This is a genomic window from Roseimicrobium sp. ORNL1, assembly GCF_011044495.1.
GTDB lineage: Bacteria > Verrucomicrobiota > Verrucomicrobiia > Verrucomicrobiales > Verrucomicrobiaceae > Roseimicrobium.
Genome location: NZ_CP049143.1, coordinates 6,624,767 through 6,640,020 on the forward strand (window position 1 = coordinate 6,624,767; position 15,254 = coordinate 6,640,020).

9 protein-coding genes are annotated in these 15,254 nt (G+C 61.1%); 8 read left to right on the forward strand and 1 reads right to left on the reverse strand.

Annotation, left to right across the window (positions count from 1 at the left end; translation table 11 throughout):
• Positions 1-91 precede the first annotated feature (91 nt).
• The 7 genes from G5S37_RS26625 (at position 92) to G5S37_RS26655 (ending at position 10,555) form a co-directional block, all read left to right on the forward strand.
• Entirely contained in the window at positions 92-787 is a 696-nt protein-coding gene (locus tag G5S37_RS26625) for a hypothetical protein (RefSeq protein WP_165208358.1), read from the forward strand.
• 59 nt (positions 788-846) lie between these two features.
• On the forward strand, positions 847-1,212 hold the full coding sequence (locus G5S37_RS26630) for a VOC family protein (RefSeq protein ID WP_165208360.1): 366 nt from the start codon (positions 847-849) through the stop codon (positions 1,210-1,212).
• Positions 1,213-1,276: 64 nt separating this feature from the next.
• Positions 1,277-3,064 (forward strand): hypothetical protein, encoded by a 1,788-nt coding sequence (locus tag G5S37_RS26635; RefSeq protein WP_165208362.1) that lies wholly within the window; start codon positions 1,277-1,279, stop codon positions 3,062-3,064.
• 47 nt (positions 3,065-3,111) lie between these two features.
• A complete protein-coding gene (locus G5S37_RS26640) occupies positions 3,112-3,624 on the forward strand; it encodes a hypothetical protein (RefSeq protein WP_165208364.1) in 513 nt (170 codons plus the stop codon).
• Positions 3,625-3,805: 181 nt separating this feature from the next.
• The gene (locus G5S37_RS26645; protein ID WP_206026154.1) at positions 3,806-7,030 is read left to right on the forward strand and encodes a DUF1553 domain-containing protein; all 3,225 of its coding nucleotides are present in this window, start codon (positions 3,806-3,808) and stop codon (positions 7,028-7,030) included.
• 4 nt (positions 7,031-7,034) lie between these two features.
• Complete coding sequence (locus G5S37_RS26650) at positions 7,035-8,501, forward strand: DUF1501 domain-containing protein (protein ID WP_165208368.1); 1,467 nt, start codon at positions 7,035-7,037, stop codon at positions 8,499-8,501.
• Between the two features lie 17 nt (positions 8,502-8,518).
• Entirely contained in the window at positions 8,519-10,555 is a 2,037-nt protein-coding gene (locus G5S37_RS26655) for a hypothetical protein (RefSeq protein ID WP_165208370.1), read from the forward strand.
• 606 nt (positions 10,556-11,161) lie between these two features.
• Here G5S37_RS26655 and G5S37_RS26660 read toward each other — a convergent pair.
• Entirely contained in the window at positions 11,162-12,418 is a 1,257-nt protein-coding gene (locus tag G5S37_RS26660; RefSeq protein ID WP_206026155.1) for a hypothetical protein, read from the reverse strand.
• 252 nt (positions 12,419-12,670) lie between these two features.
• On the opposite strand from G5S37_RS26660, the gene G5S37_RS26665 reads away from it, so the two are divergent.
• The gene (locus G5S37_RS26665) at positions 12,671-15,082 is read left to right on the forward strand and encodes an Amuc_1098 family type IV pilus outer membrane protein (RefSeq protein ID WP_240914721.1); all 2,412 of its coding nucleotides are present in this window, start codon (positions 12,671-12,673) and stop codon (positions 15,080-15,082) included.
• Positions 15,083-15,254 lie beyond the last annotated feature (172 nt).

Genomic DNA, 15,254 nt, shown 5'->3' on the forward strand with positions numbered 1-15,254 from the left:
GGAATAAGCACCATTTACTACTCCAAAGATTTGGGCAGCTGGATCCGGTAGAGGATCAAATTGCCGGCTGCACCACCCGGCAAAGAGTGAGATGGTGCAGACAGCAGTTCTTCACCAGACGTTTGATTCGCCTCTAATCAACGCCAGCCCGCACACGTTCCACCCTTGCTGCTCCAATATGAGCAAACCCAGACCTGCCACTATGAAAGCTTTTTCTGCTCCCGCCATGCACACGACAGCACTGCTGGCCATGGTGATTTCATGCGCAGCTATCTGCTGTTCCAAAGCCCAAGCAGGCTGGGATGTTTCCCGAACGAGCGCCAGGGAGAGCGATGGACTTCCCGCGAGGGTGGTTTTCGTGTGGATTCCCGGTCCGGCGGCGGAATACCCGACCATGGCGGCCGCGCTTCAGGACGTCGCGGACGACGGCAAACTGGACCAACTCAGGCTGCTATCCGTGTCTCACCTGCTTTCGGATGATAACTTTCAGAAGGAGCTTTTCCAGCAGCTTGAAACCATCGCCCCGAAGGAATTAAAGGAGGCGATGGAGTCGGCGGGGAACATGCACAACCCAAAAATGGATGCGCTGCGCCCTGGCTTTGAAAAGGCAGTGTTTGCCACGCCAACAGTGTCGCAGTTCAAAGAAGACCTCGCGCGCCACCGGTTGGAAATCGCCAGGGTATCTTGTGAGAAGTTCTCGTTCGCATCTTCCGGAAATACCAAACGCTTCGCCTGCTTCTTATCGCTGACCCTTGCAACGACGTCGGACAAGGCTCCAGCACCCTGAGCACGGAACCAGCACGGTCGCCTCCTCCCTCTCCAGCGTAGATAGGCAAACACACTGCCATGCCCACTCCCCACTTCACGTCCATCATGCCGAGTGTGCCTGTCGAGGACCTGCCTCGGGCCGTCACCTTCTATGCGGAGCAGCTCGGCTTCGAGGTCGAATTCCAGAACGGCACCACCTACGCCATCGTCTCGCGGGATGGCATCCAGCTGGGCATCGCCGCGCCGCCACTCTCCACGGTGCCCGCAGGCTGTGGGCGCTGCTATTTCAAGCTTTCCGCCGGCATTGATGAACTGTATGAGGGCTATCGCGCGCAGGGCGTGACGATCCTGCATGAACTGCGCGACGAATCCTACGGCATGCGGGAGTTCATGATCGCCGATATCGATCAAAACAGGATCAATTTCGGCCAGCCACGGGACTAGAGGGCCGGGTTTCCCCGTTCGTTTTGGTTGAGGACGCCCGGGATGCGGCTAGCCTCGCCGCTTCATGTCTTCGCCCAACCGGAACACGTTCCTGAGCAGGCTGCCTCTCGTGGCAGGCTGGGCGCTGGCGTGGTCTCCGGCACTGGTCATCCTGATCCTGCTGCTGCCGCTGCGGGTGCCGGTGCCTTTTGAGGATTCTTGGGCGTATGTGAAGCAGTACCGCGCCTGGTGGGAGGGGGACTACGGCTGGAGAGACCTTCTCGCGCCGCACAACAACCACCCCAGCGCCGTGGGGAAGCTTCTCTACTTCGTGGCACTGCACTGGCTGGGTGGCAACGTGGGGGTGCTGCCGCTGCTGGCCTGGATATTCTCCCTGATCATTTCCCTCGCGGTATTCGTCATCGCACGTCCCCTGTGGAGCGGCAGACCGGCGCGCGGCATGCTTCTGATGTTCTGTGCGAATCTCACCATCTTCACCGCCGCGCAAGGTCACTCGTGGGTGTGGGACTTCATCTTCCAGAATTTCATTCCCGGCACGGCATTTTGCGCGGCACTGGCGTGGCTGTGGAAGAAGCCTGGCTCCTGGCTGGCTTTCGCAGGAGCCGCATTCTTGTCCCTCGTCGCCACGTTTTCCTTCGGCACCGGTCTCCTTGCCGGTCTGCTGCTGACTCCCATGGTCTGGCTGCATTTCCGTGAAAAGCCCGCAATGGTGCGCGGCGTGATTACCCTCTCCTGGCTCGCCGTGATGGCGCTTGGCGCCTGGCTGGCGCTGGCGGGTTTTGGTTCTGCCACCCATACCGGAGACGAGTCCCGAGTAGGCAGCCTGCTCGAGCAGCCGGTTCTGCTGGGACGATTCTCCCTGGTGCTGCTGGGATACCTGCTGGGAAATGGCACCACGGTGGAGCCGGGCCTGCTCTGTGCGGTGATGGGCTTGGGACTCGTGGGCCTCCTGCTGGGGTGCCTGTTCCGCCTGTGGCAACTGCGGAAGGAGCCGGGCGTTTTCCAGGCGGCGCTTCCCTGGCTGTTAATCACGCTCTTTGGCCTCGGCAATGCGGCTCTCATCAGCTACGGGCGGCTGCGCTCCTCACTTATCGCGGCCATGGCGCCGCGGTACGTGACCTTCACCTTGTTCTTTGCGTTGGGAGTGCTCATGCTGGCGGCGATGCTTGCCACGCGTGATACACCTTCCGGGTGGTTCCGATTCTTCACACGCCGTGTCGGAGCCATGCTGCTGGGCGGTTTCATCGCCATGCATGTGGTGAACTGGAACCACGGCTGGCAGCACATGAAGTGGGAGCACGAACGCATGAAGCAGGACCGCGCCATGCTGTCCTTTGCCAGGGTGCTGCCGCTGGATCCGGAGGTGATGTGGCAGAACCTCGACCACAAGGATCTGACCACGCAGCTGGCGGTGTTCCTGGAAGAGCACGGACGGCTCAAGGACGTGCGCATGGTGAAGGAAACCGGCATCGACGCCTTCCGAAAGGGCTCAGCCCTGCCTGACAAATGGGCATGGATGGATGCGCCGCTGGTGCAGGATGCCATGATACACCTCGGGGGCGCCTGCGGTGTCTCCAAGGACATGGTGAGCCTGCCGGACCTGGTGGTCATCACCGCGCAGCCAGACAAGCTCTCGGAAAACCTCGTTTCCTTCGCCCTTCCCCGGCAGCCCTTTGACTTCTACGAGAACGAATGGCTGCGGCGCCTGCATGTGGCCCACTACTTTGGCTGGGAACGCACGCTGCCGGTGGCGAGGTTTCCGAAGGGCCATCTGACCATTCGCGCGTACGGCTACTGGGCTCGGGGTAAAACCATGCGGCCACTGGCACGCGAGCACGTATTGCAATTGTGACAAAAACCGGCATCTCCTCCAAACTCCCTGCTTACCCCTACACCGCTGTGAAACCGACTGCATCATCCGATCAACGCTATGGAGGAGGCCGCCCGCCAAAATTCGATGAGCCCAGTCGCCCCATCACCATCACGCTGCCCGAGAGCACGTTGCAGGGTTTGCAGCACATCGACCCGGATCGCGGTCGTGCCATTGTGAAACTGACGCAGGAGGCGCTCCGGGAACACGAACAGGAACAACCCCTGGTGGAAGTGCTCGAGATGGCCGCCAACACGGGACTGATCGTCATCGCCCCCAGTGCCACTCTGCAGCGCATCCCCTTTCTGCATCTGGTGAAGGTCGCTCCCACTCGCTTTCTGATTGCCCTGGATACAGGCCACGACTACCGCGCCCTGGAGCTGGCCGTGGGAGACATCCTTGAGGAAGTATCGCTGGCCGACGGCCGGGAACGTGACCTGCTCACCCAGTTGCTCGACGTGACGAAAAAGCTGCGCCAAAGCGACCGCGTCAGCATGGCAGAAATCCTGCTGGTGAAACTAGATAACAAGCGCAAGCGCTGAAATCCTGTCCAATCTCCCGGCCCGGTGGGTAATGCTTTTCCGGCGACGGACATCAATTTCAGGATCTATTTCTACGTAGAAACATATAAAAATTATCATTTTCTAAGTAGAAAATCAGAGTGGATATGCCATAGAAACGCTTCATTGTCCTTGCCTAGGCTTGCCTGTCCTCATGACCTTCATGACCTATCCGCCCAAGTGGCTTGCGATTGGCGCGTGCCTCTTGAGCACCAGCTTGCCTGCGCACGCGGCGAAGGATGAATTGCCTTCGAAGCTCGAATACAACAAGCACATCCGCCCCATTCTCGCGGACCGGTGCTTTCGCTGCCATGGGGCCGATGAGCGGGCGCGCAAAGCCAAACTGCGACTGGACGACTTTGAGCAGGCGGTAGCGGCGAAGGCCATCGCTCCAGGAGACACGGAGCACAGCGCACTCGTGGAGCGCATCTTCACCACGGATCAAGATGAGGTGATGCCTCCTCCGGACTCGCACCTGTCCTTGAGCCCCGAGGAGAGGGCTCTGCTAAAACGATGGGTGCAAGAAGGGGCGGTGTACCAGAAGCACTGGGCCTTCATCCCGCCGGTGATGCCCACCGTGCCCCAAGTGGAGCACAACGGCGTGCAGCCGCAGAATCCCATTGATGCATTCGTGCTAGCCGGGCTCAGAGCCCACTCACTGCAGGCAGCGCCGCCAGCCGAAAAGGCTGCATGGTTGCGCCGGGTCACCTTTGCCCTGACCGGTCTGCCGCCAAGCCCTGGGGAACTGGAGACGTTCCTCGCGGATTCCTCCCCCACAGCCCGTGAGAAGGTGGTGGATCGCCTGCTGGATTCGCCAGCGTATGGCGAGCACTTCGCGAAGCACTGGATGGATGCCGCGAGGTACGCCGACAGCTATGGCCGACATGAGGACGGCGACATGGTGGCGTGGCCGTGGCGCGACTGGGTGATACAGGCCTTCAATTCCAATCTGCCCTACAACCGCTTCGTGGAATGGCAGACAGCGGGAGACCTCCTGCCTGGAGCCACGGTGGAGCAGCGCGTAGCCACGGCCTTCAACCGCTTCTCCCCGCAGTCCAACGAGAGCGGCAGCGACCCGCTGGAGTTTCGCCTGGATCAGGTGAGCGACCGCGTGCGCGTGAGCGGCCTCGTCTTCATGGGACTCACCATGGAGTGCGCGAAGTGCCACGACCACAAGTACGATCCGATCTCGCAAAAGGAGTACTGGGAGATGGCGGCGATGTTCGACAACATCGAGGAAAACGGCGTTTACTCACAATACTGCCCGAAGGCGGTGCCCTCACCCTCCATCCTGCTGCCGAATCAGGCAGAGCAAGTGCGCCTCGGCGCCCTGCAGTGGCAGATCTCGGCCGTAGAACGTGAGCTCGATGAAATCAAGAAGCGTGTGCGGCCGCAATACGATGCGTGGGTCACGGCCAATGGAGTGCCGGGTGAACTGACCTCGGGTGCCTGGAACCGTGTGAAATCCTGGTTCGGCAGTGGCGATATCGCCACCTGGAAACCGCAGGCCAAGGGCCGGTTCCTCTTCGATGACGCGAAACCCAAGGGCGGCAAGGACGTCGTCAACAACGCGAACACCAAGAAACCCGGACGCGAACGTGCCAAGCTGGAATCCATCGAGGGGCCTCCGGGACGGGGACGCGCGGTGCTGCTGAAGGGTGATGATGAAATCACGTTCCCGGGACTGGGCGAGTATCACAAGCATGACCGCTTCAGCTTCTCGCTGTGGATGCAGCTTCGGGAGCATCGCGACCGCGCGGTGGTGATTTCCTGGTCACGCGGTGGCCTGGATGACGGACGTGGCTACGAGGTGCTGCTGGAGAACGAAGTTCCTTCCTTTGCCCTGATGCATTTCCATCCCGGCAATGAAATTCGCATCCGTGCCAAGTCCCCGCTGCCGCTGAATCAGTGGACCCATGTGGCGGTGAGCTACGACGGCAGCAGCCGGGCCTCAGGTCTGCAGATGTGGATCAATGGCGAGCCGGCGACCACAGAAATCGTGCAGGACAATCTGCAGAAGGACATCATACGGCGCGAGGAATGGGGCGACATTGATCGGGATGCCATCTTCTTTGCCCTGGGCGGCAGGTTCCATGATTCACCGCTGAAGAACTGCGCGGTGGATGAATTCCATGTCTTCAACCGGACCTTGAGCAATGGCGAGGTGAGACATCTGGCAGGTCTCCATGCCACGGCGGATGACTGGTACGACTGGTGGCTGCAGACGAAGTGCCAGGAGTGGAAGGACATGGCGCACTCAGCCATGCTGCTGCGGAAAAAGCAGGCTACCACCGCGAACGAGGTGCTGGAGATGATGGTAATGCAGGAGCGGCCCAACCCACGCCCCAGCTTCGTACGTGTGCGTGGTGACTACCGCCAGCCCTCCACCGAGGTGAAGCCCGCCACTCCGGCTGCGGTTCTCCCCTTCCCTGACAAGCTGCCCCGCAACCGTCTTGGGCTCGCCCAGTGGCTGACGAGTTCGGAGCATCCACTCACCAGCCGCGTGGCGGTGAATCGCCTGTGGCAGGTGTTGTTTGGCCGCGGACTGGTGGGGACACCGGAAGACTTCGGCACGCGGGGCGAGATGCCCACACATCCCGAGTTGCTGGACTGGCTGGCCTGCACCTTCACCCAGCACGGCTGGGACGTGAAGCGCATGGTGCGCCTCATGGCGCTCAGTGAAACCTTCGCCCAGAGCACGCGTCCCCAGGAGGCGGCAACGATGTCCCAGGACCCTGAGAACAAACTGCTGGCTCGTGGTCCGCATGTGCGTCTCAGTGCCGAGGAATTGCGCGACCAGGCTCTCGTGGCGTGTGGATTGCTGAATCCCAAGTTGGGAGGTCCCAGCGCCCATCCGTATGTACCGGAGCATTTCTACCAGGAGTCCGGTCTCCAGCAGACCTACAAGATGGATACTGGCGAGAACCTGTACCGCCGCAGCCTCTACACCTTCTGGCGTCGCACGCTGCCACCGCCGGACCTTGCGGCGTTTGATGCGCCATCACGCGAGTTCTGCGTGGTGCGCCGTGAGCAGACCACGTCGCCAGCGCAGGCGCTGATGCTGCTGAACAACACACAGTATGTGGAGGCCCAGCGCGTGCTGGCAGAGAAACTTGTGAGCGCACACCCGGACGACAACCAGGCACTCTGTGAAGAGGCCTTCCAGCGCTTCACTTCACGTCTGCCCTCCGAAGCGGAGACGAAGGTCATGGTGCACCTGCTGGAAACGGAACTGGAGTTTTTCCAAAAGAATCCCGCTGAGGTCTCCGCCCTGCTGCATGGAAACGGGCAGGCGCCCGTGAAACAGAATCTTCCTCCCGAACAAGTGGCCGCCACCACGCTGCTGGTGCGCGCACTCATGAGTCACGACGAATCCCTGCACCGCTGATGCCATGATTGGTTCCTACACCTCGCGTCGCCAACTCCTCAGCCGCCTGGGCCTGGGGTTCGGCGGCATGGCCTTCTCCAGCCTGCTCGCGGGCCCTTCCGCCGAGGGAAATACTGCACCGGTGACAGGCGGCGGTGCGCTCCCCGGTCTTCCGCATTTCGCGCCCCAGGCGAAGCGTGTCATCTTTCTCTTCATGAGCGGCGGTCCGTCTCATGTGGACAGCTTCGACTACAAGCCCGAGCTGCAGAAGCTCCAGGGGAAAAGCCTTCCCGACTCTTTCCGCAAGGGCCGCCAGTCGCTGCCCGGCATGTCCGGAAACCAGACGCTTTTCCAGTTGAAGGGTTCTTCCCATCCCTTCACGCGGTGCGGGCAGAGCGGCGCCTGGGTGAGCAATGCGTTCCCCCACCTCGCGCGTGTCGCGGATGACCTGTGCTTTGTGAAGTCCATGGTGTCGGAGTCGGTGAATCACGATCCGGCCATCACCTTCATCCAGACGGGTTCTCCCATTGCGGGGCGTCCCAGTGCCGGCTCGTGGATCCAGTATGGGCTGGGACGTGAGAATGAGAACCTGCCCGCCTTCATTGTGCTCATCTCGCGTCGCTCGGTGGACCAGCCCCTGAGCAGCAAGCTGTGGGGCAGCGGTTTCCTTCCTGCCAGATACGACGGCGTGCAACTTCGCGCCTCGAAGGACCCGGTGCTCTACTTGAGTGACCCTCCCGGAATCCCCCGTGAAGCCAACCGGCGCATGCTGGATGGGTTGAAGGAACTGCAGTCCGTGCAGCCGGATGCCGCCCTGAGCGCGGATGCGGATGCCCGCTGGGAATCCTACGAGATGGCCTTCCGCATGCAGACGGCCATTCCCGAGGTGATGGACCTAAGCAAGGAGCAATCCCATGTCTTTGACCTGTACGGTCCGGATTCACGCACTCCGGGTACCTTCGCCTCGAACTGCCTGCAGGCGCGACGCCTCGCCGAGCGCGGGGTGCGGTTCATCCAGCTTTTCCATCCCGGCTGGGACCAGCACAGCAACATGGAGCACGACTTCCCCATCACCTCGCGTGAAGTGGACCAGGCCAGTGCCGCACTCATCACGGATCTGAAGGAACGCGGCATGCTCAAGGACACCCTCGTGGTGTGGGGCGGCGAATTTGGCCGCACCCCCTACATGCAGGGGCGTGTAGGCAAGGGCGACAAGGGGGGGCGCGATCATCACCCGAATTGCTTCACCTTCTGGATGGCGGGAGGCGGTATCAAACCCGGAATCACCTATGGTGAATCCGATGAACTCGGATATCACGTGGCACAAAATAAGGTGCATGTTCATGATTTCCATGCAACCATGCTGCACCTCCTGGGCATCAATCACGAACGCTTTACCTACCATTTCCAGGGCCGTGACTTCCGACTCACCGATGTCTCCGGAAACGTGGTGAAGGAGATCCTCAGCAAAGGCGCCAGTCACGGAGTCTGACACATTGCACATCCTACATGGTGGAATCCTCCTTTTCCCCCCAGCCAGCGCCGCCACCGGCTCCTGTCGCCGTTCCAGCACCCTCCCAGACCGGGGATGGACCCACGCCACTCCGGCGCCGGCTTTATGTAGCATTTGCCTGTCTGATGGTGAGCCTCCCAGGGATTGCCCTATTCCTTCTCATTCGTGAGTACCGCGTGAACATCCCCTTCCTGGATGACTGGATGTTTGTGCACATGTTTGAAAAAGAGAGCCTGGGCACCCTGACGGTGTGGGACTACTTCGCCGTGCAGATGGAGCACCGCATGGCGTTCGTGCGAGCGGTGATCATGGTGTTCCACCAAATCTGGCCCACGGACTGGACCAAGCAGATGTTCTTCGGCTGGTTCCTCCTGGTGCTCACCCAGGTGAATGTGGGCATCCTGATCAAGCGTACGTCAGGAAAGTCTTTCCTCACGTGGTGGCCGCTGCTGATGCTGGCGGCGATCAGCCTCTTCTCGCCAGTGCAGTACCGCATCGTGCTGTGGGCCATGATGTTCCAGGTGGCCTGCCCCGCCTTCTTCCTGAGTACGGCCCTGGTGGCGGTCACCTCACCCTGGCCGCTGTGGTTGCGATGGATCGTGGGTGTGCTGGCCGCGAGTTGCGCCACCCAGAGCTTCGCCTCGGGCATTCTCGTGTGGTTGCTGCCGCTTCCGATTGTGTGGTTCGGCGGAGTCATTCGGAATCCCCGGGCGCGGCACATCTTCGGCGCGCTGTGGCTGGTGGCCTTCGGCATCACGATGGCCCTCTACTTCCACGACCTGAAGAATGAGGTGGACCCGGCGTTCGCCTACAAGCAGCAGGACGGCCACGAGACGCTGAAGAGCGACATTGTCGGGTTCATGAAGGAGCCAGGAAGGGCGATTCCCTATGTCCTGCGATTCCTCGGCGGGCATCTGGGACGCGGCACCAGCCTGAGCGTGATGCAGGCGAGCCTCTACGCAGGCGCCATTTCCGTCGCTCTGTATCTGGCGGCGGTGGTGTACCTCTTCTGGCACTGGAAGCGTCAGGACCTGCGCGCGAAGCTCCTCCCGTGGCTGATGTTTGGCGCCTATTCCATCGGGACCGCGTGTCTCGTGGCGTTGGGCCGCATGTGGGCCTCCACCAGCGGGGACAATGCTATTGCGCCCCGCTATGCCATCCATCCCATCCCACTCACGGTTTCCATCATCGTGCTCACCTGGCTGATGGTGCGCGACTGGCAGAAGCGCCGCGAACATCCCCTGCCCACGGTGAATCGCGCCATGCTGGCCATGGCCGTGGTGCTCGTCTGCGTGCAGGCGGCCTCCTGGGTGCACGGCCAGCACCTCATGGAGATGTGGCAGTCCTCGCGCCTGCGTGGCGCGGTGACCACGCGCTTCGTCAAAGTGATGCCCCAGATGGATAATGTGGTGCCGGTGAATCCGCACTACGCGATCCTCGCGGATAAGCTGGGCCTCCTGGATCCGCCCCTGCTGAAGGATACCCAACTCAACAACTTCCGCCTGGCGCCGAGGTTGCTGAGTTCCAACACGGCCAAATTCAAGAACATCGAGATCGGCGTGGATGATGATGGATTCTATGGCATTGCCGAAGGCTATGCGTGTCTGGCTTCACGTGAGCGTGTGGCGGACGGCGTCTTCCTCACGCGGCGTATTCCGCGGGAGGGTCGCTGGGAGATTTTCCACGTGGAGCAGGTCACGGGCATGCCGCTGTTCCTCGGTGAAATGTTTTTCAAGGACACCCAGTTCGTGCACCTGCCGGGGCAAAGCGTCACCCAGGAGGTGCTGGCGGGATTCTCAGGACGTTTCCGGCTGAACCAACTGCCGCCGGGCCTGCATGACATCATGGCCTGGGCCTACGACTCCAAGAAGAAGACGGTCTTCCCCATCGCAGGATTCTTCGAACTGGATACGCGAGGTTCACGACCCAAGCTCAAGCGCTTGGGAACCAATCCCGCCGCGGTGCACCTGAGCAAATTCCTCGAGGGCGGAAAGCCTCAAGAGAAAGAGGAGAAGGAAAAAGAAAAAGAGTAAGCGGGAAGGAAGTGCCGGGCGGGTTGAGGCTGCGTCTTCCTGACTCTGGTCCCGCTTCGGGCATCATCGTCAGGTTAAGAAAGCGTGATGCTTGCGAGTGATTCGGACGCTCTGACGCGAAGCGTCCTTGGACTGCGTGCAGCCCTGCTGCCGCTTTCCAGAGTCCACAGCCTGCTGTGGCGATGGTGGCACTCGCTGGCAGGGTGATGCGTTCAGAAAAGCTTGGCGACTGCGTCGCAGTGAAGCGTGCAGCAGGCTGCACTTCAGAAAAGCGGCAGCAGGGCTGCGCGCAGTCCAAGGTGGCTTCGCCACACAAGTCATCCTATGGGGCGGGATGGCGATGTCATGAGAATGCGATGTCCGACCCCTCACGGGAGACTTCATTAAATGCGCTATGCTATATCCTGATGCACATGCGCGTAGCGGGATCACGCACTCCAAGGCGCTTCGCGCAAGGTGGAGCCCGTCCAGGAAGCCTCCTGGCCGATTCGCACCGGACACGTCACGAGACATGCCGATGATGCCTTCGGCATCTCGCTGATAAGTTCTGACGCAGCCCCGTTCTCAGACCTGCGCTGACCTTGCTTCCTTCGCTATCGGCACCACCTACTGCTCGCCGCCGGTGGTTTCCACCCCGGGTTTCAAGCGGAAGCCCTGGATGCTCGTCTGGCCTTCGTAGGAGTAGATGCGCTGCACGTCGCTGATTTTCATCAGCAGCCAGGGGGAGGCCATGTTCTCGCCGTTCTTGGTGTAGACGATGTCATCCGCGATGTAGACACAGGAGTGGATGGCATTGCCCTGGGCATTGAGGAACATGAGAACGTCGCCAAACTCAAAGGGGGCTTCAATCCGGTTGTAGTTCTCCAGCACCGCGCTCGTGGCGAGACGGGTGTCCAGGTAATACTCCCTGGGCTTGTAGTTGAAAAAATTCAGCGAACTCCAGTGGCAGTCAGGCATGCGGCCCATGACCGCCAGTTCCATGGGAGGATAGCCATAGAGATAACGGCGGGCGAGTGAGGGCAGCAGGTGGATGATGTCCAACTGGTTCGTGCCTTCGGTCTCGATGGTCGAGGTGACCAGCGGTTCGATGTCCTTGTTGCGCTTGCGGCCGCTCCAGTAGCGGATGACGCTTTTCAGATCCGTGTTGTCGTCAACAACCAGCCTGACCATGAGGGACCGGGTACGCGTCATGGTCTTGAAAAAGTCCTTCGCCTCGGCGTCGGTCTTCACATAGTTCAGCACGGCCGAGAGGTCGCTGAAGGCCAGCACCTCCCCACGCATGTAGGTGAACTTCTTGATGATCTCCCGCAGTTCAGGAGTGAGGCGGGACTGGCCGAGCCACTGGTCCACACTGCCGCTGGTGATGAACACCGGGTTCACGTAAAACTCATTTTCAGGAGCCCTGGCCAGCTCCGCGTAAATGATGGAGCGCTGGGCCGGCGTCATGACGGACAGGTCCGGCAGCGGCGGAAAGACGGTGATGCGGCCATCCCGGTTGACGCAATTTTTGGAATCGAGGAGGTAATCCTGCAGGGCCTGAGGCAGGGAGGCGCGGGTGAAAAGATTGCGCAGGCCAGCCTCCGTTTCCCCGGGGAATTCCCATTTGGTGACGGAATTCGGCATCGGGAAATGCTCAATAAGGCTCGGGGGTGCCTCAAGGTAGATGTAATAGTACTCCAGCTGGCCCCAAGGTCCCGGGTGGCACTGGTACATCTTTCCAAAGACCTCCGAAGTGGAGTCTGGAGAAGACGGCAGGGGCGTCCCGGCCTGCACAGGAGCAGGGGCGGTGAGCCATGGCATCACCAGGGCGATGGCGCTGACAAAGGTGGTGAAAGGAAATTTCGGGGACGTTCGGGACATCATTGAAGGAGCGGCGGGAGGCAGCAAAGGGGGCCAGATACTGGACTGAAACGGATGGCCTTTGTCAATCATAGGTGTCCAAGCGTTGAAAACTGCTTTTCGCGCAGCAGAAGATTGTCATTCTCCGGCAAATACGCTCTAATCGCGGCCTTGATCAGAAAAATGCCAGGAGGTACCCCCCCACCCCCACTCTTAAACTCCGCCAGGAGGGCGCTCTGCCCTCTCCTAATGGCTGGCGGTGTGTGGTGTGGGTCCATGTCCATTCTCCACGCTGGTCCGGCGGGCGCCGGGACCGCCACATCCTCTGTGGCCGAGAGAGAGGTGGCACGCCGTGCCGCCTTGTTGCAACAGGCGAAGACCTACATCGCGGAAGCCGCTGTCCTTGAGAGCAAAGGCGACTACGCAGATGCCGCCTCCCATTATCGCGAGGCTTGGAATCTCCTTCCCAATGCGCCCATGGCGGCCACGCTGCGTGCCGAAGCCCGGGATGGCTACTCCCGCACCGCCGTGCAGCATGCCCGGAAGCTGGCCAAAGAAGCGCACTATAAGGAAGCACGCGCGCTGCTCGCGACCGTGCTCGCCCCGGATTTCAACCCTGGCTACGCCGATGCGGTACGCCTTGAGAAAGAGCTGGATGACCCGGACCGGTACGAGCCCGCCCTCACTCCTGGGCACCTCGCCAAGGTGGCCGAGGTAGAAGACGCCCTGCGCAAGGGCTGGAGCTTCCTGAATCTGGGCAACTACGACAAGGCCAACGATACCTTTAAAGAGGCGCTGAGAATCGACCCCTACAACAAGGCCGCTCGCAGAGGCATGGAGCAGGCCGAGCAGTACCGGGCTCAGTACTTCGATGTCGCTCGCGACCACACCCGGGCGAAGATGCTGGCCACCGTGGATGCCCAGTGGGAGGACGCGGTTCCTGCGGATCTCTCAAAGCTGTTTGGCACAGCAGGCCAGCTCGGCGTCATGGGCGGCACGCGTGAATCCAATCTCCTGAAGCTGCGCACTTTCATGGTGCCTATCGTAGAGCTTCAGGGAGCTGGCCTTGAGGAGGTCATCGAGTTCCTGCGCATCCGCAGCCGGGAGCTCGATCCCCAGAAGAAGGGCGTGGACTTCGTACTGAAGGTCTCCCCGGAAATCGCCAACAAGCCCGTGTCCCTCAATATGGTAGGGGTGCCGCTCGAGGAGGTGCTCCGGTACGCCACAGAAATGACCGGCACCATCTACCGGGTGGATGAGTACGCCGTGACCATCACCTCCCGCGCGGAGCGGTCGGATACCCTCATCTCCCGCAGCTACCGCGTGCCGCCGGATTTCCTCCAGAATGCTCCTGCCGGTGATGTGGGCGCCGCACCTGCCAATCCTTTCGACCCCAAGCCCGCAGGTGGCGGCACCGGATTGACCATCCGCCGCATGGGTGTCCGTGAGTTCCTTGAGCAGCGCGGGGTGAAGTTCCCCGAAGGTGCCGGAGCCTCTTACAGCCCTGCCACCAACATCCTTTCCGTCCGCAACACGGAAGAGAACCTGGTCTTGGTGGACACCATGGTGGATGAACTATCCAACGCCGTGCCCAAGCAGGTGGAGATTCAGGTGCGGATGATTGAGGTCAATCAGACCCACTTCAATGAGCTGGGCTTTGACTGGATGCTCGGTCAGTTCAATCTCCCCGGCACCGAACGAGTCTTCGCCAGCGGCGGTACGGGCGGCAACCAGCGCAGCGGCGCTTTCACCTCGGCTGACTTCAGCACGACTTATCCTGGCTCAGGTGGCCTCCCCGTGGGGGTAAACCCTGTCACCGCCGGCCTGCGCAGTTCCGGTGCCATTCTTGGAACACCCTCCATCGACGGCCTGATTGGCCAGCAGCAGTCGGTAGGCCTGGACTCCCGCTCGCCCGGCACCTTTGCCATCACCGGGGTGTTCACCGACCCGTCGTTCCAGATGGTGTTGCGCGCGATTCACCAGAGCAAGGGCATCGACTTCATGGCAGCTCCCAGCGTGGTGACCAAGAGTGGCCAGCGCTCCCGCATCTCGGTTTCGCGTGAGTTCATCTATCCCACCGAGTTCGACCCGCCCCAGATTCCGCAGACTCTCTCGGCCCTGTTCATCTACGACGCACTGACCGGCTTTCTCATCGACGTGGGCATGCCGCCAGTGGTACCGGTAACTCCCTCGACGCCAACGGCCTTCGAAATGCGCGAAGTGGGCGTGACCATGGAGGTGGAACCCGTGGTGGGACCGGACAATCGTACCGTGGAACTCAACCTCGTGCCCAGCCTGACCGAGTTTGAAGGGTTCATCAATTACGGCGAACCGATCACCCTGGCCGGACAAAACGTGCCGCCAAACACCGTCGCCACCCCCAACGACATCCTGCAGCCTGTCTTCCGCTCCAACAAGATCTCCACCAATGTTACGGTGTATGACGGCTCGACCGTGGTGCTCGGCGGCGTGATGTACGAGAAACGCCAGGACATCAACGACAAGGTGCCCATCATCGGGAACATCCCCATCGTGGGCCGCGCCTTCCAAAGCCAGCTCGACCAGGTGGAAAAGAAGAACGTTCTCTTCTACGTGACCGTCAAAATCCTCGATCCCGGCGGCAATCGCGTAACTCCGGAAGCTGCACCTCTGGATGCGGCAGCGGCGGAAGCGACGGTGGCGCGGTAGTCTGGATGGTCTAGATCTGGTGAGCCCAAAGGGGGATTGCCCACAGGTTCCTACGCGTTCGTGAGACGCTCGTGCGACCTTTCAGGCCGCGATGCCGAGGGGCATGGACCCAGGGCGGCGGTCGCTGGGGCTCTCTTGCCCTGGGCTGGAATCGTGTGACCCTTCGGGCCAC

Excerpts from the sequence above, each read along its gene's own strand:
- G5S37_RS26625 (WP_165208358.1), top strand. The coding sequence starts at position 92 with ATGGTGCAGACAGCAGTTCTTCACCAGACGTTTGATTCGCCTCTAATC.
- G5S37_RS26630 (WP_165208360.1), top strand. The coding sequence starts at position 847 with ATGCCCACTCCCCACTTCACGTCCATCATGCCGAGTGTGCCTGTCGAG.
- G5S37_RS26635 (WP_165208362.1), top strand. The coding sequence starts at position 1,277 with ATGTCTTCGCCCAACCGGAACACGTTCCTGAGCAGGCTGCCTCTCGTG.
- G5S37_RS26645 (WP_206026154.1), top strand. The coding sequence starts at position 3,806 with ATGACCTATCCGCCCAAGTGGCTTGCGATTGGCGCGTGCCTCTTGAGC.
- G5S37_RS26650 (WP_165208368.1), top strand. The coding sequence starts at position 7,035 with ATGATTGGTTCCTACACCTCGCGTCGCCAACTCCTCAGCCGCCTGGGC.
- G5S37_RS26655 (WP_165208370.1), top strand. The coding sequence starts at position 8,519 with ATGGTGGAATCCTCCTTTTCCCCCCAGCCAGCGCCGCCACCGGCTCCT.
- G5S37_RS26660 (WP_206026155.1), bottom strand. The coding sequence starts at position 12,418 with ATGATGTCCCGAACGTCCCCGAAATTTCCTTTCACCACCTTTGTCAGC.
- G5S37_RS26665 (WP_240914721.1), top strand. The coding sequence starts at position 12,671 with ATGTCCATTCTCCACGCTGGTCCGGCGGGCGCCGGGACCGCCACATCC.